At 43.8% G+C, this 20,451-nt stretch carries 14 protein-coding genes; 10 read left to right on the plus strand and 4 right to left on the minus strand.

All coding sequences use genetic code 11. The annotated features are described in order from the left end of the window. Positions 1–95 precede the first annotated feature (95 nt). The 6 genes from QUA10_RS01235 to QUA10_RS01260 all read left to right on the plus strand — a co-directional run bounded on the left by QUA10_RS01235 (position 96) and on the right by QUA10_RS01260 (position 9,890). Complete coding sequence (locus QUA10_RS01235; RefSeq protein ID WP_333034840.1) at positions 96–845, plus strand: peptidylprolyl isomerase; 750 nt, start codon at positions 96–98, stop codon at positions 843–845. A gap of 132 nt (positions 846–977) precedes the next feature. Next, positions 978–3,983, plus strand: a complete 3,006-nt coding sequence (locus QUA10_RS01240) for a peptidase domain-containing ABC transporter (protein WP_333081291.1) — start codon at positions 978–980, stop codon at positions 3,981–3,983. Positions 3,984–4,035: 52 nt separating this feature from the next. Then, positions 4,036–6,042, plus strand: a complete 2,007-nt coding sequence (locus tag QUA10_RS01245) for a chromosome partitioning protein ParA (protein WP_333086146.1) — start codon at positions 4,036–4,038, stop codon at positions 6,040–6,042. 322 nt (positions 6,043–6,364) lie between these two features. Beyond that, positions 6,365–8,068, plus strand: a complete 1,704-nt coding sequence (locus QUA10_RS01250) for a hypothetical protein (RefSeq protein WP_333081289.1) — start codon at positions 6,365–6,367, stop codon at positions 8,066–8,068. A gap of 3 nt (positions 8,069–8,071) precedes the next feature. Continuing rightward, entirely contained in the window at positions 8,072–8,833 is a 762-nt protein-coding gene (locus QUA10_RS01255) for a glycosyltransferase family 2 protein (protein WP_333081288.1), read from the plus strand. Continuing rightward, complete coding sequence (locus QUA10_RS01260) at positions 8,826–9,890, plus strand: NAD-dependent epimerase/dehydratase family protein (protein ID WP_333081286.1); 1,065 nt, start codon at positions 8,826–8,828, stop codon at positions 9,888–9,890. The genes QUA10_RS01255 and QUA10_RS01260 overlap by 8 nt, the downstream gene beginning before the upstream one ends. Positions 9,891–9,974: 84 nt before the next feature. On the opposite strand, the gene QUA10_RS01265 is transcribed toward QUA10_RS01260, so the two are convergent. Further along, positions 9,975–10,664 carry a methyltransferase domain-containing protein gene (locus tag QUA10_RS01265; protein ID WP_333081284.1) on the minus strand — a complete coding sequence of 230 codons (690 nt, stop codon included), beginning with the start codon at positions 10,662–10,664 and terminating at the stop codon, positions 9,975–9,977. A 49-nt stretch (positions 10,665–10,713) separates the two neighbouring features. On the opposite strand from QUA10_RS01265, the gene rfbC reads away from it, so the two are divergent. From rfbC to QUA10_RS01285, 4 genes are all read left to right on the plus strand, one after another. Then, on the plus strand, positions 10,714–11,259 hold the full coding sequence (gene rfbC / locus QUA10_RS01270) for a dTDP-4-dehydrorhamnose 3,5-epimerase (protein WP_333081301.1): 546 nt from the start codon (positions 10,714–10,716) through the stop codon (positions 11,257–11,259). Between the two features lie 2 nt (positions 11,260–11,261). Then, a complete protein-coding gene (gene rfbD, locus QUA10_RS01275; RefSeq protein WP_333081283.1) occupies positions 11,262–12,134 on the plus strand; it encodes a dTDP-4-dehydrorhamnose reductase in 873 nt (290 codons plus the stop codon). Between the two features lie 153 nt (positions 12,135–12,287). Next, entirely contained in the window at positions 12,288–14,096 is a 1,809-nt protein-coding gene (locus QUA10_RS01280) for a hypothetical protein (protein ID WP_333081282.1), read from the plus strand. Between the two features lie 93 nt (positions 14,097–14,189). Then, positions 14,190–15,164 carry a glycosyltransferase family 2 protein gene (locus tag QUA10_RS01285; RefSeq protein WP_333081281.1) on the plus strand — a complete coding sequence of 325 codons (975 nt, stop codon included), beginning with the start codon at positions 14,190–14,192 and terminating at the stop codon, positions 15,162–15,164. Between the two features lie 136 nt (positions 15,165–15,300). Here QUA10_RS01285 and QUA10_RS01290 read toward each other — a convergent pair whose 3' ends face one another. The 3 genes from QUA10_RS01290 to QUA10_RS01300 form a co-directional block, all read right to left on the minus strand. Further along, positions 15,301–17,133, minus strand: coding sequence for a DUF6798 domain-containing protein (locus QUA10_RS01290; RefSeq protein ID WP_333081280.1), 1,833 nt, complete (start codon positions 17,131–17,133; stop codon positions 15,301–15,303). Positions 17,134–17,145: 12 nt separating this feature from the next. Then, positions 17,146–19,326 (minus strand): hypothetical protein, encoded by a 2,181-nt coding sequence (locus tag QUA10_RS01295; RefSeq protein WP_333081279.1) that lies wholly within the window; start codon positions 19,324–19,326, stop codon positions 17,146–17,148. 81 nt (positions 19,327–19,407) lie between these two features. After that, complete coding sequence (locus QUA10_RS01300) at positions 19,408–20,430, minus strand: SGNH/GDSL hydrolase family protein (RefSeq protein ID WP_333086147.1); 1,023 nt, start codon at positions 20,428–20,430, stop codon at positions 19,408–19,410. Between the last annotated feature and the right edge of the window lie 21 nt (positions 20,431–20,451).

A 20,451-nucleotide genomic window follows, 5' to 3' on the forward strand; every position in this document is an offset into this window, starting at 1 on the left:
GCTATCATCGGGAAATCGAGGGGTTAGTGGTTGTCGCTCTTTTCCTGCCACAGCTAAATTAAAAGGGGAAGCGCAAGTCAGTTGGAGATAAAAAAATGACAGGACTTTTTCAAATAGGCGATAAATTACTGCAAGCTCAGGATATGCCATCGCTCCTGAAGCGCTACCAGTTGATGCCGCAATTCTTGCGGGGTGTAATAGTAGACCAAGCGATCGCATCCTTTAGTTGCAGCGACGAAGAACGCCAATCCGCCGTCGAGAACTTTCTGGCACAACACCAACTGACAGCCCCCGAAGCCAAAGAAGCTTGGCTGCGCGGCCAAAATATGACGGAAGAAGAACTTCAAGAGATGGCCGTTAGGCCCTTGCTGATCGAAAAATTTAAGCAAGCCACTTGGAGACCTAAAGTAGATAATTATTTTTTAACCCGCAAAGCCAGCCTAGACCACGTAGTCTATTCCCTGGTACGCACCAAAAATCCAGCACTGGCAAACGAACTTTACTTTCGCATCCTCGAAGGGGAACAAACCTTTGCTGAAGTGGCCCGCGACTATTCCGAAGGGCCCGAGTCCAAGTCAGGTGGCTTGTTGGGCCCAGTACCCCTGAGCCAGCCCCACCCGGCAATCAGCAAACTTTTGTCCGTCAGCCAGCCAAATCAACTCTGGACGCCGCGTCCTCTGGCAGAATGGATGGTAATTATTCGACTAGAAAAGTTCATGCCGGCCCAGCTCGATGAATCGATGCGGCTGCACTTGATTAACGAACTCTTTGAAAGCTGGCTCGCCGAACAGATATCGCAAATAGGCCCGCTACAGCCCCTCTCCTCCGTGTCTTCAATATCATGACAATCCAGCAATTGGGTCAGGGGCCCCCGGATTTATCCGTGGAGACTTGAAAAAGCGTAGCATCCTGACAAAAACCCCCTGGATTCATCTGTGGATTCAATCTAAAATCTAAAATCTAAAATCTAAAATTGGATGACTTCTTCCGCTGTTTCCCTCTCCCAAATTCAGGATTTCCTAGCTCAAACACCTCCCTTTGACAGACTGTCAGAGACGGCTCTGACAGCCTTGGTGGCTAAATGCCAACTCCTTGGCTACCGGACGGGGCAACCCCTGTTTGAACGGGAAAAAATGCCGACTCAGGTGGCAATTATCTATCAAGGCCAGGCCCGGCTGCTGGGCTTTGACCAGCGCTCGCAGCGCCACGTAAGTTTACGCTTGGTGCAGTCGAAGGAAATCCTGGGCTGGGCTGGCTTGCTCAGGGGAGTTCCCTGCGAAACGGCGATTGCTTCTACAGATGTGATCGCGATCGTCCTACCCGCCGAAGATTTCCTGAGCGTACTGGAAAAACAGCCGACTTTTGGAGAAGCCTTTCGCGAACACTGTTCCTTGAGCGAAGTATTTGAACTGTTGAGCCTGGAGTTGCAGCGCCAAGCCGACGGCACTTCCAATCTCAAGGAACTCACCCTGCAAGCTTGGCAAGATGCGACAGTTGTCAACGTACCAAACGGCAACAAAAAAACTCAAGACATCGCCAAAGAGCTAGATGCCGATCGAATTTGGCTTGTCAGCAGCGGCGTCTTGGGCGACTTTCCCACCGGCAGCCGCTTCTCTGTGGAAAACGCCGCCAAATCCTTAAAAGTAGAAGGCCGCCTCGGCGCCCGCTTGGTTGGCTTCCGGGAACCCTCAGAACCCCAACCCGAAACAGACTCATTAAATGGCACGACAGATACAGTAGGCTCAGGGAAAAAGCCACCCATCACTTTTGAGGATGTACCCCCCGCCCCCGATCGTCCTCCAGAACGCATAATCGACCAACCAAAGGATGCGGGGAGATACCCAGTTTTCCGCGCCAAAGGGCAGATTGAGGGCCCGCTTGCTTGCTTCCAAATGTTGAGCAAGTATTTTGGCCTCAAATTTCGTCGAGATATCATCCGCAAAGTTCTAGAAAATCAGTTAAAAACGGCTGGTTCTATCAGTATGCAAGCCTGCGGGGCGATCGCCCAAAGCATCGGCCTCACGCCCCAATTGGCGCAAGTGCCCGCAGAAGCAATCAACCGCATCAAAGCTCCCGTAATGATTAAATGGCAAGATAGCTTTGCCATTATTTACAGCATCACCGAGCAAGAATTGGTGATGGCCACGCCCGAACAGGGGCTGATGCGGAAGCGGATACCTCAGTTTAAAGAAATCTGGGGCGAACAGGGAGAAGTCCTGCTCCTGCAAGCTCCGCAAGTCGAACAAAAAGAGCAGTTCAGCTTCTGGTGGTTTGTGCCGGCGCTGATGGAACACAAGACAGTGTTTTTTGAGGTGTTGCTCGCTTCGTTTTTTGTACAGTTATTTGGTCTTGCCAACCCATTAATCAGCCAAATAATTATTGATAAGGTCTTAGGTCAGCGTAGCATTGACACTTTGGATATTTTGGGTGCCTTTCTGTTAGGTGTTGCCCTGTTTGAAGGACTTCTCAACGGTTTGCGTACCTTTTTGTTTATAGATACCTCAAACCGCATTGATGTCAAATTAAGTGCGGAGGTGATCGACCACTTGCTCCGGCTGCCCCAAAATTACTTTGACAACCGGCGCGTCGGAGATTTGGTCTACAAATTCAGCATGATGGGCCAGATTCGGGAATTCATGACGAGTACAGCTCTGACAGTGGTTCTTGATGCGGTATTTTCGGTGGTTTACGTCGCCGTTATGCTCTCCTACAGTGTGCAGCTAACGTTTGTATCTTTGGCAGTGGTACCGATACTGGGGCTGATGATTATTCTAATCAATCCGCTGGTGCTGCGCCTGATCAAACAAAGAAATATGCGTTTTGCTGACTCTCAATCTTATCTAGTAGAAGTAGTCAGCGGGATTCAAACTGTTAAGGCTCAAAATATTGAATTGAAATCCCGATGGGAGTGGTCGAGCCGCTACGCAAAATACATTACAGCCAGTTTTAAAACCATTATCACGGGGACTACCGCCGGTACGATTAGCGGCTTTTTAAACCAGGTGGGTAACTTAGCTCAGTTGTGGGTGGGAGCTTATTTGGTACTGGGAAATGAGATTACTTTGGGTCAGTTGATTGCTTTCCGAATTATTTCCGGGAACGTGACTGGTTCGCTGCTGCGTTTTGTGAGCGTCTGGCAAAGTTTCCAAGAAGTCTCAATGTCGATCGATATGCTTAAGGATGTGGTCGATACGCCGACGGAAACCAGCGATGAAGACCGGAGCAATATCCCGCTGCCGGCAATTCAAGGGCAGGTTACCTATGAGGAGGTTTCCTTCCGATTCCTAGAAAGCGGGGCACTGCAATTAGCTAATGTTAATTTGGAATTTCCCGCTGGCAGTTTTGTGGGAATCGTGGGGGGAAGCGGTTCCGGTAAAAGTACGGCGATGAAGCTGTTGCAGCGTCTTTATCCGCCGTTGTCGGGCCGGATTTTTATTGACGGATACGACATTTCTAAGGTGGAACTGTACTCGCTCCGCAGCCAACTTGGGGTGGTGTTGCAAGATACTTTGCTGTTTAACTGTACTGTGCAGGAAAATATTGCTCTGAGTAATCCCGATGCGAGTACGGATGAGATTGTGCGAGCTGCAAAATTAGCGGTAGCTCACGATTTTATTATGGGCTTACCTGCTGGCTACAATACGGTGGTGGGAGAGCGGGGTTCGTCGCTTTCTGGGGGTCAAAGGCAGCGTTTGGCGATCGCCCGCACGATTTTGCAAAACCCGAAACTGCTGATTTTGGACGAAGCTACAAGCGCCCTCGACTACCATTCCGAACGCCAAGTTTGCAATAACTTAGCAGAAGCTTTTGCCGGCCGCACGGTGTTTTTCATTACTCACCGCCTGACTACCATCCAAAACGCCGATGTAATTATTATGATGGATCAAGGTTCTGTAGTCGAGCGGGGAACTCATAAAGAATTAATGGCTCTTAAAGGGCGTTACTACTGCCTCTTCCAACAACAAGAGTCATCGAATACCTGATCTCTAACAACTCACAACTGATCACTAACGCTTAACAACTGAGAACTAACAAATGGCTATGAAATCGTTAATACTTTCTGAGCAACCAGTCATTCTCGAAAAACCAGCGATTTGGTCGCACTTGTTTTTGTGGATGATCATGCTGATGACCACTTCTGCTGTAGTTTGGGCTTATTTTGCTAGCGTAGAGCAAGCTGTCCCTGCTGTCGGCCAATTGGAACTCAAAGATGGTGCTAGAGACATCCAAGCACCTGCTACGGGCGCTGTGGTGAGACTTCACGTTGAAAATGGCGATCGCGTGGAAAAAAACCAGCCTCTGCTCACTTTCAACCCCCTTGCACCCAGTGCCGATTTAACATCGATACAGAAAACTAAAGAAGCTCTGGAAAAGGAAAATAAATTTTACGAAGATGTTGTCAACGGCAAAATTCAAGGCGCTGTTCCTTCTAACCTAGAATCAACAATCAAGGACAGACAGAGCCTCACGGCACAAAATCAAGTGCTGCAAGCTTTGATTGACGAACTGTACCTCAATCGGGGAGCTAGCGGAAATTTTGATGCTGCTCAGCAAGGACTTTATGTTAATTATCGATCGGAATTTCTGTCTCGCGTCGCTGCAGCTCAAGGCCAAGTTCAGGAGTTGGAAAAACAACTGAAGCAAGCTCAGGATGCTGAGAAAGCCGCCGGCGATCAAATGACAGTGGCACAGCAACAATTGGGTTTTGCCCAGAACCAATTAAATTATGCTCAGCAGCAGTTAGCTTCTTCGCAAGAGCAAGTAAAATCCGCCCTGGCTCAGAGAGATTTGGCTCAAGAACAGTTAGCGAAATCCCAACAAGTATTGAAGTCGAATCAAAACATTCTAGGCAGACTCGCCCCCCTGGTGGAGGAAGGAGCCATCGCTGAACTGCAAAAAGAACGTCAAGAGCAAGATGTTTTCAGAGGCCAAAGCGACGTTCTCAAACAGCAAGATCAAATCAAGCAGCGCGAAGGTGAAATCAACTCTCGCAAAGGCGAAATTAACACACGCCTCGGTGAAATCAATACGCGCCGAGGCGAAATTAACGCGCGTCAAGGTGACATCCAAAAAATTAGTGCTGACATACAGCGCCAGCAAGGAGAGCAAGCGCGCATTCAGGAGTCTATCGCCCGCGCCCAAGAACAGTTAAAAAACACCAAGGATTCCTGGGCAAAAGAACTTTACAGCAAAATTGCTGAAAACGAGAAACAAATTGCCAGCAGCGATTCTCAGCTAAGCCGCTTCAAAGTGGAAAACCTGAAAAAGTTGTCCGAGGTGAACGCTCAGCTAGAAAAGGCTCAACAAAACCGCGACACTCAAGTGATGAAGGCTCCGGTATCGGGGGTAATCTTTGATTTGAAGCCTTCTACGAAGGAGAAAGCTAAGTTGGATATGGCGAAAGATCCGATATGCCAATCCATTATTAATACGGTGCTGAAACCGGGCGAACCGCGCCCAGCACGCTGCGAAGAAGCTTATTACGAAGCGCAGCAAACTGAAAAGCTGCTCAAAGTTTTGGATGACGACAACGGTCTGGAAGCAGTGGTTTACCTAGAAAACAGCAATGTGGCTCTGGTATTGGATGCTTTGAGACAGAAGCGGGCAAAATTGGAGCAGTATCACGGCAAGCAATTAGACGGAGAAAAGATTGACTGCGAAACAGGTAAAAGTTGCGTTTGTCCAGAGAAGGAAGTCAACAGAGAGAAACTGGGTTTGACGAAATACCAATGTGTGCCTGTGGAAGTGAATGTAGAAGCTTTCCCGGCGATGGAGTTTGGTACTGCTGAGGGTGAAGTGATAGAGATTAGCAGCGATGCTGAGCCTCCTACTGAACTGCGGAAATACTACGCTTTCAAAACCAAAATTAAGCTCAAGAATCAGAAGTTTGTTTTGAACAAAGGCAAGGCGAATGAAGTGGAGGTTAACTTGCAGTCGGGAATGTCCGTGAGTTCTAATATTAATATCGGCAAGCGGACTGTTTTGCAGATGTTTATCAACCGATTTACTGGGAAAATGGATACGTTCAAGACTATTAAGTAGCGAACTGTTGACGGTTGACTGTTGACTGTCAGTAGAAAAGCTGATGATAAGCTGTCGCGCATTTAAATTGTATGTTCAGGGCGGGCGGGACGCCCAACCCCTATTCCCCACAAGACTTGGATTTTTTTTGACATACAATTTAAATGCACAGCTTATCATCTCCGGTCGAGCGACCGCGATTTTTGTAGGGGCGCGTTCACCAACAATACCTGCGAATAATTGACAATATCAAAAACCCGCCCCCACCTGGATATTATGGTTAATCGATTCGGACATGATATGACTAGATTTTACAATTCCGATGCTACCGGATTGGATATTAATGAAAAAAATCATATTATTTACTTTATATCTAATTCCTGTCCTCTTATTAATCGGATTTGTAGCGAATTTTAGCGTTAACGTTCCCGTTGATGACGAGTGGAGGTTAGCTAGCCTTTTTGAAAAAATAGCTGCAGGAAATGTAACTTTTAAGGATTTTTGGGCTTTGCACAGCAACCACCGCATACTTTTCCCTAAAATAATTATTGCGGTGCTGGCTTTTGCTTCCCGATGGAATATTAATTCTCAGTTGTGTCTCAGCATAGGTTTGGCTGCGATCACTTTTATTGCTATGTACAAGTTATCCTCGATGCAAGTTAAGAATGTCGCGGATGATTTGTGGCATTTAGCTAATATTTTAACTTGTATTTTGCTTTTCTCGCTAGTTCAGCACGAAAACTGGCTTTGGGGATTTCAATTGGCTTGGTTTTTTGTAAATTTATGTTTTGTAGCTGCGGTTTATGCACTGGTTTCACATCACAAATTATTGCCTAATATTAGAATCTCTATTGCTGCTGTATTCTGCTTTTTTGCGAGTTTTTCGCTCGCTCAAGGCTTGCTGTCTTGGTTGGCTGTGATTCCGGCTGTGGTGGCTTTGGAGGGAAATGCAGCGCAGAAACGAAAAAGACTTATTGTCTGGATGCTGCTCTTTGTGGCAACTTGTGCTGTTTACTCAATAGATTATCATCCGAGTCGGAAAGCAAGTATTATTTCATTGTTGAATAAGCCCTTTGTGGTGATTGATTACTTTTTAAGTTTGCTGGGTTCGCCCATTGTGCGATCGCCTGGAATTTCAGCATTCGTTGGATTGCTAATATTTGCAACTTTCTTATTTTTGGGATTCCACTTTGGGAGAAAGATTACCGAGCACCGTGAGGCTTTACCTTGGCTGTCCATAGGTTTGTTTTCGGTTTTATCGGCTCTGTTTATTACGGCTGGAAGGGCAGAATTTGGGGCGATTCAGGCGATAGAATCGTCTAGATATACGACTAATTCGATTTTGCTGTTAATTGCTTTGTTTCAGCTCGGTCAAGTGTTTGTCCGAGGTAAGATTGCCACCATAAATCGCCACTATAAATTTGTTTATCGGGTAGTTGCAGGGCTATTAATTGCTACAATTATTGTTAACTCTCAACAGGCGATCGCCCAAACTCGATCGGCAATTATTTACAAACAAGGCGCTCAAGATTGTTTGCAGTTAATTAACTATCTGGAACCATCTGATTTTTTCAATAATTCACCGGAAAGCTGTGTGAGGGTGCTGAGCCAAAAAACTTGGCTGGTGAGAGAAGGCGCTGCAATTATCGACAAAATAGGTTGGCTCAAGTTCGCGAAAAATGTAGAGTTTATTTCTAATACGGAGAAAGTTTACGGTTATTTAGACAAACCTCAAACTAGCGATAAATCCTTGACTGTTAAGCAAAATGATGCTGTCAAGGCTGCGGGTTGGGCGGTTTGGCCAGAAAAATTGCAACAGCCGAATATTGTACTGCTATCTGTCGGGGACAAAAAATCTTTTTTTGCTAACGCTTATGTAAATTTGGACAGTCCCGACATTGCTGAGAGTTTAAAATCTGAGTTATACAATAATGCAAGGTGGGCTGTTGATTTGTCGGATAATAATTTGCCGATCGCCCAAACGGAAATTAAAGCTTGGGTGTATAATCCTCTTGACAACCAGTTTGTCCAGTTGCGCGGAGGATGAGGAGTGAAAATTTCTGTGATTATACCAGCCCACAATGAGGAGGGCTGTTTGTACGGTACTGTGCGGGCGATCGCCCAGACGCTCGATTTAGAAGGCATTCCGCACGAAATTTTGATTGTGAATGACAATAGTGTCGATCGAACTATTGATATTTGCCAGGAGTTGTCAGAGACTTTTCCCACAGTTAGATACATCAACAATCAACCTCCCAACGGTTTCGGATTTGCTGTGCGACGGGGATTGGCGGAATTTGACGGAGATGCGGCAGCAATTGTGATGGCGGATGCTTCCGACGATCCGATAGATTTGGTAGCAGGATACCGCAAGTTGCAAGAAGGATATGATTGCGTTTTTGGTTCCCGCTTTATCAAAGGTGGCTTTATAGTTGATTATCCAATTCACAAGTTAGCAATTAACCGATTAGCAAACTGGTTTGTCAAAAGTATTTTCGGCTTGCGATACAGCGATGTCACCAATGCTTTTAAAATTTACCGAAGAGAAGTAATAGAAGGCGTACAACCGATTTTGAGTCATCATTTTAATTTAACCGTGGAACTGCCTTTAAAAGCAATTGTCCGGGGTTTTTCCTATACGGTGATTCCTCTGAGGTGGTACAATCGGACTGCTGGTATTTCTAAGCTGAAAATCAAAGAGATGGGCAGTAGGTATTTGTTTATTGTCTTGTATGTATGGCTGGAAAAACATCTGTCTCGCGGCGACTACCACCGGACTAGAAAGATAGCAAAATTAAAAGTGAATGCCTGAGAGAATTTTAATTGTTGGTGGGGCCGGTTTCATCGGCAGTTGTTTGGCAATTGGCCTGAAGAAACTGCACCCGGAATGGCAAATAATTTGTTTAGATAACCTGCGTCGCCGGGGTTCGGAATTGAATCTGCCTCGGCTTAAAAGTTGCGGGATTCAGTTTGTTTACGGGGATATTCGCACAGCGGCAGATTTAGATCCAGTTGCACTCAATGCTGACTGCATTATAGATTGTGCTGCGGAGCCTTCTGTGTTGGCTGGTTTTAGTTCACCTCAGTACGTTTTGCAGACGAATTTACTGGGTACTGTAAATGTTTTGGAGTTGGCGAGACAAACGGGTGCGAGTTTGCTGTTTTTGTCTACCAGTCGGGTTTATCCGATCGCCAGTGTCAAGTCTGTTAAGCTGTTAGAGTTGCCGAATAGATTTGCGATCGCCCCTGAGCAAACTTTACCCGGTATATCCGAGTTGGGCATATCAGAAGACTTCCCATTAAAAGGACACCGTTCGCTTTACGGAGCAACTAAATTAGCTTCGGAATTGCTGATTGAGGAATACAGGGAAGCATACAATGTGCCCGCAATTATTAACCGCTGCGGGTTAATTACGGGTGCTTGGCAAATGGGTAAAGTAGATCAGGGAGTTTGCGGTTTGTGGGTGGCGGCTCACTATTTTCAAAAGTCGCTGAATTATATCGGTTTTGGCGGCAGTGGGAAGCAAGTTAGGGATTTGCTGCACGTTGAAGATTTGTTGAGGTTAGTTAATTATCAATTAGAACATTTTGCTGAATTTGACGGTGAAGTTTTTAATGTTGGCGGCGGTTTGAGCAACAGTCTTTCTTTGCTTGAGACAACTGATTTGTGCCAAAAAATTACCGGGAAATCGATTCTGATTCATCCTGTTTTGGAGGAACGCGCGGGCGATATTCCGATTTTTATTACTGATTCTTCTAGGGTGATGGAGCGCACAGGATGGCGGCCTGTTATTGGGCCGGAAGCGGCTTTGCAGGATATTTATGATTGGATTGCTGCTAATGAGGTGGTTTTAAGTTCGATTTTGTAGGGATTTTTTAACCGCAGATGCAGGCGGATAAACGCGGATAAACGCAGATGTATCGCTCTGCCTGGATCTGACGGGAAATGCCTGTCATGAGTCTCTACCTCTGGGGTTTTGTTTCGATGCTTTAACAAACATTTGACCTCCCAAAAATCGCCACAAAAAAGGCAATTTTAAGTAAACTTTTAAAAGCCAGGGCGAGGCAGGTCTGCCTTTGGTCGAAAATGGTAAAAATCTGGGTATAATTAGATCTATTTCAAAGCCGATGGTTTGTAAAAGTTCTTGCAGCGATAAGTGGGTAATGGGTAATTGATGATCGATAAAATCATAATATTCTTTGAAAGAATATTTGAAATTTGGTTGGACAACTAAGAGAGAACCCCCTGGCTTAAGCGCTTCAAAGCAAAATGCAATAATTTGGATTAGTTCTTCTTTGTTGCGGAGATGTTCAAAAAAATTAGAGATAAATATCCGGTCAAATTGTTCGCTAAAAGCTGGGTTTTTGCCAATATTTAAAATATCAATATTCAGCACTTTTACATCAGGGTTTGCCAATAACTTTGAATCGGGATTGAGGTCAATTAAACATTTTTTTGCAGCCTTAATTTGATTTATAAACTCGCAGTAACCGCCGCCAATATCTAAAACGGTTGATTCTGGAGGAACATAATTTTGTAAAAACTCGTCAATTAAAACTTTCCAGAGTGCCACCTTTGCTTGCATTTGTCGGGAATCAAATCGATTGGCGTACAAATTTTTGAGATATGCGTCGGCTTTCATAGTAAAATAGCAGAGACTGAGTATGAGTTTATCACTTTCACAGCTAACTATGAATGTTATATCTACCGAAATACCGGAAGTTCTGATCATTGAGCCGAAAATTTTCGGGGACGATCGCGGTTTCTTTTTTGAGAGTTTCAATCACAAAGCTTTTGTCGAAAAAACAGGCGTGACGGCCGAATTTGTTCAAGACAATCATTCCAAATCTTCTAAAAATGTGCTGCGCGGTTTGCACTACCAAATGCAGCAGCCTCAAGGGAAATTGCTGCGGGTAGTTGCAGGCGAAATATTTGATGTAGCGGTGGATATTAGAAAAAATTCGCCGACTTTTGGGCAGTGGGTGGGCTGTTTGCTGAGTTCAGAAAATAAACAGCAACTTTGGGTTCCAGCGGGATTTGCACACGGTTTTTTAGTAGTATCAGAAATTGCTGAAGTTTTGTACAAAACTACAGACTACTATGCACCGGGACACGAGCGGTGTATCCTGTGGAATGACCCCGATTTGGCGATCGACTGGCCGCTAGATGGTGCCCAACCAATCTTATCAGCTAAAGACCAAGCTGGACAAACGTTGAAAAGAGCTCAAGTGTTTTGATCATGAAAATTTTACTCGCTGGTGGCAGCGGACAGCTAGCTCAAGAATTGCAGCCGATTTTATTATCTTTGGGAGAGGTTATTGCGCTCGATCGCACTCGCCTCGACTTATCCCAACCCGAAAGCATCCGTCAAGCAATGGCTGAAATTCAACCGGATTTAGTCGTCAATTCGGGTGCTTACACTGCGGTAGACAAAGCCGAAAGTGAACCAGAATTAGCATATGCAGTCAACGCTATTGCCCCAGGAATTTTTGCCGAAGAATGCGAAAAACTGGGAGCAAGTTTGATGCACTTTTCTACTGATTATGTATTTGACGGCAGCCACGGTTCTGCTTATCTGGAAACAGATTCTACGAATCCACTGGGAACTTACGGCAAGTCGAAATTAGCAGGCGAGGCAGCAATTCTAAAATCGGGAAACCGACATATTATTATTAGAACCGCGTGGGTTTACGGCAACGGTGGCAAAAGTAATTTTGTCAAAACCATGCTGAGGTTGGGAAAGGAAAGGGAAGAAATTCGAGTAGTAGCCGATCAGATCGGAAGTCCTACTTGGACTGGGGATTTAGGTGCGGCGACTTCACAAATTATTCCTCTCCTTGGGCCAGAAACTTTTGGAACATACCAGTACACTAACAGCGGTGTTTGTAGTTGGTACGATTTTGCGATCGCCATTTTTGAGGAAGCAGCACAACTCGGCTTTCCCCTAAAAGTTCAGCGCGTAATTCCCATCACCACCGCCGAATATCCGACGCCCGCAAAACGTCCGGCTTTTTCTGTCCTCTCTACGGTGAAAATATCAGCACTTCTGGGTACGTATCCTCCCCACTGGCGGCAAGGACTCAGACAAATGCTGGCAAGAGAAGTGAAATAAAAATTCGAGTAAATCTGTAAAGTAGCCAGAAACCGGGTTTTTTAACCAAAATACTTGGTTCTAACCCTCAATCAAGTAAAAAACCCGGTTTCTTTAATCCCAGCGCGTACAACTTAGCCCAAATCGATTACAAATATCGCCATCTCCCCATCCATGAAAATCAAGCAACAATATATTTTAATTGCCGCATCAGTTCTCGGCATTCTAATACCAGCGTCATATATTTTGTACTTGATATCGCAAGCGGGAGACTTGTCTAATTTTGATTATTGGTGGATGACATGGAATTTTTATTCAGTAGACGGTTTCTCTACAAATCCTTTTAATTGGATATTTCGTGCCAACGAGCATTTTGTCTTGATTCCGGCAATTATTTATGGCTTGAATATAGCTGTCACCCAAGGTTCAAATATTGGTTTATGTTTAGTTGCCTGGTTCTTGGCTTGGATTCAGTGCTACGTATTAATTGCTCTGCTGCCGTTAAATTTGAGGCGTTTTCCGCTGCAATTTATCTCGCTACTCCTTTGCATTTCTATTTTTAATTTTACTCCGGCGGCGGCTCACAATTGGATGCGGGGATTCAGTGGCGTTCACTGGATAATTGCTAATTTATTTGTGATTTGTTCGATATTTTGTTTGCAATCCTATGCGACGCTTTTGTCAAGTAAGAGGGAGGCAGAGCCTCTGGATACTCATTCCCAGGCAGAGCCTGGTAACGAGTTTGTAGGGGCGGTGCCCCCGTGCCCGCCCCCGCATTTAAAAAATAAGTGGGTAATTGGCAGCATTGTTTTTGGCGTTTTAGGCTGTATTAGTTACAGCACTCCTTTAGCTTTGTGGCCGATATTGTGTGCTGCTGCTGTTGTGCTGCGGTTTCCTCGGCGAATAACTTATTTGTATTTCATTGCTTCGATTGCCGTGATTGGCATTTATTTTTTAACTTATAAAACTCCATCTCATCACCCTTCTTTAACTAAAATTAACCCGCTCAAAACTCTTGAATATATTCCCACTTATATCGGCGGAATTTTTAGTGAAAATATTATTGTTGCTTCAATTATTGGTATAATTGGTTTGATAGCAGTGACTGGTTTTGTGGGTTATTGGCTATTTGTAAAAAAGGTCGATCGCCCGGATTGGCTGCCTTGGCTATCAATCCAACTTTACACGCTGCAAACGGCGTTAATGGCCGCGGTTAGTCGATCAGGATTTGGCGTCGAACAAGCCACAGCTTCCCGCTACGCCACACTCCCAGCCTTGTTTTGGATGAGCACAATTGTGCTGACAGTATTGTGGGTGCGCGAGTTGCAGCCAACACCGAGAATTCAAGGGCGTTGGCTGACACCCCTGTTTGCAGTCGCCACAGTTGCGATTATTTTAATGTACGGGGTGGGAGGCGAAACTGCAATGGCGATCGCCCGCAGAGCAACCTATCAACCGTTAGTAGCATTATCACTGCAATTAGGTATCACCGACGTAACGCTAATTAAAGACCGCGTAGGCAACAAACCCGCCGCTTTTGTCGGGTTAATCGACGCATTAAAAACTAACAACTTAGTGCCATTTAACCGAGACATTACAAAACACAATTTCTGTGCAGCATTAGACACAAAAATAGACCCAAATTTACTGTCAGCACCCAAAGACGGAGTACCCGGATATTTTGATACCGTAACTAAACTCGCGCCCGCCGCCTCCAGAGTAATTGGCTGGGTAGGAGACCCCGAAAACAATGTAAAATGTATTGCCATTCTCAATCAAGAAAATATCGTTCGAGGTTTCGCCATGTCAGGATTTCCCCGCCCAGATTTAGTTAAATTATTTGGCCCTTCCTACGAATTCGCAGCTTGGAGAGGATACATTCAATCATCACCAACAGATAAATTATTGACAGCCTATGCCTCCTTTAAAAACCGCAAAGATTGGGTAGCCTTGCGAAACTCCCAAGTTATCAATAAAAACTAAAAAACCTTTCTGTCTCCTCCTCTGCGCCCTCTGCGCCCTCTGCGGTTAATAAAAAAAATCTCATTGACAACAAAAATGAAATAAAATATCCCTATGCCAAAACACCTCAGCTTCGTAATCCCAGTTCACAACGAAGAAGCTACCATAAAATTGCTGTTTGACAAAATCCAACTTGTCATGTTCCAAACAGAAATTGACAGTTACGAAGTCATTTTCATAGATGACGGTAGCCGTGATTATTCCTGGCAAGAAATCACAGATTTAGCCAGCCAACATCCCAAACTAATTAAAGCGATTAAAATGCGCCGCAACTTTGGCAAATCCGCCGCACTTTCAGCAGGATTTCGTAATGCAGCAGGGATAATTATCTTTACTCTCGATGCCGACCTTCAGGATGATCCCGCTGAAATTCCCAAATTTTTACATCATTTAGAATCGGGATTTGATTTAGTTTCTGGTTGGCGAAAACAGCGAAACGACCCGCTTTCTAAAACTTTACCTTCCAAGCTGTTTAATGCCGTTGCGTGTTTGCTGACAGGGGTGCAAATGCACGATATGAATTGCGGTTTTAAAGCTTATCGTAGGGAAGTTTTGCAGTCGATTAAATTGTACGGGGAATTGCACCGCTACATTCCGGCTTTAGCAAACAATTTAGGGTTTAGAATTGGGGAAGTAGTTGTCGAACATCATCCGCGAAAGCACGGAAAATCAAATTACGGCTGGGAACGTTATGCGCGGGGTTTTATTGATTTGTTGACGGTGTTAGCCACGACGCAGTATTTGCACAAACCGGGTCATTTGTTTGGGGGTTTGGGATTGTGTTTTGGCTTGGTTGGAACTGTTTCGCTGAGTTATTTGATAGTTATTTGGTTTCTGAATTTGGCGGGGATGAATTTTGGGCCGATCGGGAATCGACCTTTGTTATTTTTTGGGATTTTGTGTACAATTCTGTCGGTGCAGTTGATTTCTTTGGGGATTTTAGCTGAGTTGATGGCGCGGAATGTGGATGCTGATTATGTGGATAAGCAAATTAGCGAAATTATTGATGATTCTGGTTTTGATATTTAACCGCAGATTAAGGCGGATTAACGCTGATTAACGCAGATAAATCGGATATTGAAATTGCTTATAGACAAGCAAAGTCTGTTTCTGCTGACTAAGATAAAATTATAATTGGGATTTAACAAGTTTTACCAATTACGTATTACCTAATTTTATAAAGTATCCATTTGCCTTGTTTGTCGGCGATTTCCCCTGGAATATTTGGGTGCCAGTCAGTACGAGTCAGGATATAATCGGCATGATATTTTTTGGCTACTTTGAGTAAATCCGCACTGCTGCGGCGGATGAAAAAGTCATTTCCTCCCCAAATCATTTGCGGGTTTAATGGCACTCCTAAAACGGTTTCCATGCGACTTTGCCATTCTTTGATGCCTTTTTCGGTAAAGGGAAAGTTTTTGAAGTTGACTACAATCGCTCTTTCGGAGAAAAACTGAAAGCTGGTAACTGAAGGTGGAATTAATACGAGTGAATCGGGGCTGCTACTTTGCGAAAATCGGATAGCTAATTTGCTTAAGTCGTCTCTGGGAACGGCATTAATATTAACTCTTGTTTGAAATACATTTAATATAGGTTTGGGCAGAATTCCTGCTATTCCAAAAACTAATGTGGCGGTAGTTATTAAGGCTAATATGTGAGTTATAGTCTGTTTTATAGATGTAGCTAGGGATGTTTCTTCTAAAATGAATGGGAAGGCAAGGATTGAGAAAAGGACGGGGATGTTAATTATTCGATCGCTAATTATTTCCCATGAATCAGTCACCGGATATATCAAGCTGAAAATTACCGTGCCTGCTGCTAAAATCCACAACAATATATTATATCGTTTGGGAAATACGTATTTTTTTGTTTGCCACACTGATAATCCTAGGAAAATGATACCACGAAAAGGGAAAGTTAGTACAGCTAACAGCAACAAACTAACAGCTATTTGTTTGTCTCTGTAAAGTTGATAGACCGTCAAAGCTACAGCAATAAATATAATTATTTGAGCAAAAGGTACGGTTCTAGCTAACTGTAGTTTGGCGATAAAAGCCAGCGGGTAAACTTCGACAAATACGTAATTTATAAATAATGCAAAAATTGATGTGCCAACAATTATATAAAAATTAATCTGGTCTTCTTTGGGCAATAAACCGGAGTTTTTGATGCAAAGCAAGCCACCAATTATGAAACATATAAAGTTGAACCAATTCCCCAAATCCCAATTTGACGGGAGGATGTGGTGGGGGTTGCGGACTTTCGCGTGAATGTAGACAAACTCGGCGTTGTCGATAGTGTGAGTGCTGGTAGTACCTGTTAATAACATCGGTACGTAAACGATACTTGCCATTGCTGCTAAAAGTGCGATCGCCAAAATCAATGTTTTAAACTTCCGCTGTCTTACAGATTCAATAACTAAAACGGGAACCATCATCAATCCCGGCAACAAACCAACTAAAAATTGCAGCAAACAGCCCAGTCCAAAAAAGAAATATCCGGTCAGCCATTTCTGGCGCAAACTAAAGTAAATTCCCCAGATTGCGAAACCCATTGCGAAGGTACTGGGTACTGATTTGGTGGAAAATATCAGGGTGTTACCAACATCTGTAAATGAAGCGGCTATACATAAAAAAGCCATCGCTGCGGCAGGCAGTTTGGAATTAGTATAGATATTGAGAATTGCGTAGCAAGCGAGGATAAATGAACCGAAGGCGAGGAATTGATAAATAAAGTGCGCTAGGGGAATGCTTGTTCCTAAGTTGGCGAGCAAATAGATAATATAATAATAGTAATATCTCGGATTAAACTTAACCATTTCCTGAACGTAATAGTCATTTTTGTACAGTTCAGGATTTAACATAAATTGAATGGGCGGCACTTCGGGAAAGTTGCCTCCTATCGGGAAAATATACCCAGTGGCCATCAGGGAGCCGATGATGACAAAAGTATAGAGAGATAGATTAAAATACCAGTGGGATTTTTGATGTTTTTGCATTGACGGTTCAATTTACCTACTGACAGCTAAATTGTTAATCTCCAGTTGGCATTGCTTTGTTAAATCCTGTTGGCTGCTACTCAATACCTCAAGCAGCAGATAAATGGGATTTTTGCCCTCAACTAATAGATTTAAGTCGATCGCACTTTTTTGACTATAAGCCATCTCTGCTGAGTCTACTAATTTACCTCGCTTGTCCCACAAAGTCAAGCGCAGGGCAATTCCCGGACATTGTTTGTTAGGTAAATTGAGTTTGCCGGTAACTTTCGCTTTGTCTGAGATAGAACCTAAATACAGGAAAGATGTATCGAGTTTCTTGCTGTTTTTAATTGGATGAGTTACAATATGATATAGGTTATCCGATTCTTGACTGACTGAATAATTGGCACTTGTGTAGATTGATTGATGCAAACTAATCCAATCTAACTGCGTGCCTGGTCGATCGACTATTTGCCGCTGCATCGCATCCAGAGTCCTAACTGCCGTTGCTGTATCAGTCGGCCGCACCCTCCGGTAAACGCTGACAGTCACGCCGTTTTCTAGCTTAAACTGTTCCGGTAGCAATTGGAAATCGCGGGCAATTTCCCAGTTTTGAGTAAAGGCATCGTACACAACTTTAACAACATCTTGTTCGTGCGATCGCAAAACTTGTTCGTCAGTCGGTAACACCTGCTGAAAAGGCACAGCAACCACCGCATATTGTGACTGCAACAACTCCGGTAGCGGGTAAGTATCGCGCGAGTCAATTTGCGGTCTCCCGATTGTATTTAATTTCCACCAGCCCTCCGGCGGGTTTAATTTTCGGTTGGCTTGTCGCAGGATATTAGCATTAAAACTGTTAGAAGCACCGGCAATATAAATCGGTTCTTCATTCGGTGCTAATTTTCGCAGAAACTCTACTAATTTTACAACTTCGTCGTAGTCCGATCGCACTAACGGCGGAAAATTACCCACAAACAGTCTTGGCAAATCAACCTTGAGAGGAATTAACCCGACTGCGGCATTGACAACTAGGTACAAACCCGCCGCGCCCAGCATGAAATACCGGATTTTTCCCTTGAGTGTCAGCCAAGTTGTCCAGAAAAATGTGGATAATCCTAAAAGTGCGATCGGTGTAATATGAATTGTATAGTGCAAGTAGCCGTAACGCAACACTAACAGCCATTCAATCAGCGACAAAACCCCAAACAACGAAACAAAAATAGTCGCTGCCGGAACCATAATTCGGGTGAGAATTCCCGCAGAAAAACCAATCAGTACCAGCAGCCAAGTTCCCAAACCGTAAAAATCCGCATAACGAGTTAAAATATCATTTACAGGCAAACTCCAAGCGACATACAAATTGCGGTAGTCAACCGTCAGAGCACTGCGAGTAAAATCTCCTGCTACCAACATTAAAATAGTCAAGCTAGTTGCCGCTATTAAACCCAATTTAAAAGCGGATTCAAACAAGCTTCTGTAGGCAAACTGCAATGTTGCGTCCTTTTCTTTTGGAGAGGACAACGCCGTTTCCTTACGGTATATTAGTACAATAAACTCGATGAAAGCCTGTAAAGTCGCTGCACCCAAAAATGCGATCGCACTATAAGCAAAATGGCGCCGCAACAGAATCGCCCCCGCCAGCAAAAACCCAATTAACGGGATTTTCCACCAAGATTTCAGCTTAAAATCCTGCAAATAAACCAAAATTGCCAAGGCTACAAACACACAGCCGCCAGTATCCAGATATCCCCGCAGAGTCGGTATCCAACTCATCGGAATTAATAAACTCAGCAGCACAGTTGACCAAAACACCCGGCGGGGATAAACTGGAATTAGCTTTGCAGAAATTGCCCCCAGCAACAGGCGAAACGGCAGCACATAAATCAGGGATACGCTGAGAATGTAACTTAGGCGAGACTCGCCAAATAATAGAATAAACGGCACTAACGGCAGAGAGATTAACAGGTTTTTTTCCTTAGATAGCGATTCTATAACTCCGCGCCATGCTTTATCTGGCGAGCCTCGAAATAAATTTGCTGTGTTGACTGTAGCAGTGTTGTAGCCCGCGTAATCCCACCAATAAAAAGTATGTTCGCTGGATACATAGATTGATGTTACTGCAACTGTTACAAGAACAAGTAAAAACAGAAAAAAGCCATCAATCAAACTCTTGCGAGGCAATTTAAAAGAAACAAAATCCAATAATCCCATCACTCTCGCAACCCTAAATAACTTATAAACTTCTTCTTTCTCTCTTCCTTCGCGCCCTTTGCGCCTTCGCGGTTCGTTAACTTACCTTAAAACAGTACCTTGCAAAAAACCTTCCAACTTTTCTGCATATTGCCGATTCGCGATCGCACTTGGATGAAGGTCATGAGGTAAATTATTATTGGCAGGTATTTTCAAATCAACCGAAATATCCGCTGTCGCAATTCCCTCCTGACTTAACTCCTCCAACATCTTAGCAGAACCTGTATTAATTCCCGCCACAACTAACTTAACACCATTAGCCTCAGCCACGCGGTTAAACTCTTCAATAATTGCCTTAGAAACCTCGTGACTTTTGTACAATCCCTCTTCAAATTGATTGTAATTAACCTCCAAAAAATGGCTTAATGCAGAAATCGGCATCAGCGGGAACTCGTGATATTCAAGTTTTGCCATTTTGTAGGTAAAATTATTTTCTCTATTCAGCCTAGCATCGGGCTGGAATAAAATACCGAGTTTATTCCAAGCAGCCATTTGCTTTCTTCTCGCCCTTAACAAAGTATTGCGACGGTCGTGAAATCCCGCATAAGCAATCACGGCAATTTTTGGTTTATTTCCTTGTTTGAGTGCTTCTTTGAATTGAATCAACGAGTGCAGCGTGCCGTAGCCGTTAACGCCAAAATTTACTATTTCATACTTGGGTAATTTCTCTTGCAGCAACCAAGCATAAGTTTCGCTATCATTCAATGACCAACCGTAGGTAAAAGAACAGCCAAATATCCAAATTTCTGGTTTTTTTGACGATAAATTGTAAGTATTGAGGGGATGAGTTATTCTTAAACTATTATTGAGATGAGTGGCATTAAATGAGTAATTGCCGTTAAGTGTTACCTTGAATTTACCCGGCAAATGCTTGTAGCCTAGTTCCGAGTCTTTGGTAAAAAAGTTACCTTTTGGTTCGACTGCAACATCAACATTTTCTATTTGCCAGGGTTTGTATCCCGCAACTCGCAAGACAATTTCAGCCGTGGTTGTGGATAAAAAAATTGGAAAAATTAGATATGTTATTAATCTGAAAATAAAGGTTTTAATAAAAGTTTTTTTCATAATTTAGCGTAGGGGCGGGTT

The sequence above is a fragment of the Microcoleus sp. Pol8_D6 genome, from assembly GCF_036700965.1.
In the GTDB taxonomy this organism is placed as follows: Bacteria; Cyanobacteriota; Cyanobacteriia; order Cyanobacteriales; family Microcoleaceae; genus Microcoleus.

What these genes read in the sequence shown, in the direction of transcription:
- QUA10_RS01285 (WP_333081281.1), top strand. Translation starts at nt 14,190, where the DNA reads ATGCCAAAACACCTCAGCTTCGTAATCCCAGTTCACAACGAAGAAGCT.
- QUA10_RS01260 (WP_333081286.1), top strand. Translation starts at nt 8,826, where the DNA reads ATGCCTGAGAGAATTTTAATTGTTGGTGGGGCCGGTTTCATCGGCAGT.
- QUA10_RS01290 (WP_333081280.1), bottom strand. Translation starts at nt 17,133, where the DNA reads ATGCAAAAACATCAAAAATCCCACTGGTATTTTAATCTATCTCTCTAT.
- QUA10_RS01265 (WP_333081284.1), bottom strand. Translation starts at nt 10,664, where the DNA reads ATGAAAGCCGACGCATATCTCAAAAATTTGTACGCCAATCGATTTGAT.
- QUA10_RS01280 (WP_333081282.1), top strand. Translation starts at nt 12,288, where the DNA reads ATGAAAATCAAGCAACAATATATTTTAATTGCCGCATCAGTTCTCGGC.
- rfbD (WP_333081283.1), top strand. Translation starts at nt 11,262, where the DNA reads ATGAAAATTTTACTCGCTGGTGGCAGCGGACAGCTAGCTCAAGAATTG.
- QUA10_RS01235 (WP_333034840.1), top strand. Translation starts at nt 96, where the DNA reads ATGACAGGACTTTTTCAAATAGGCGATAAATTACTGCAAGCTCAGGAT.
- QUA10_RS01295 (WP_333081279.1), bottom strand. Translation starts at nt 19,326, where the DNA reads ATGGGATTATTGGATTTTGTTTCTTTTAAATTGCCTCGCAAGAGTTTG.
- QUA10_RS01300 (WP_333086147.1), bottom strand. Translation starts at nt 20,430, where the DNA reads ATGAAAAAAACTTTTATTAAAACCTTTATTTTCAGATTAATAACATAT.
- rfbC (WP_333081301.1), top strand. Translation starts at nt 10,714, where the DNA reads ATGAATGTTATATCTACCGAAATACCGGAAGTTCTGATCATTGAGCCG.
- QUA10_RS01250 (WP_333081289.1), top strand. Translation starts at nt 6,365, where the DNA reads ATGAAAAAAATCATATTATTTACTTTATATCTAATTCCTGTCCTCTTA.
- QUA10_RS01245 (WP_333086146.1), top strand. Translation starts at nt 4,036, where the DNA reads ATGGCTATGAAATCGTTAATACTTTCTGAGCAACCAGTCATTCTCGAA.
- QUA10_RS01240 (WP_333081291.1), top strand. Translation starts at nt 978, where the DNA reads ATGACTTCTTCCGCTGTTTCCCTCTCCCAAATTCAGGATTTCCTAGCT.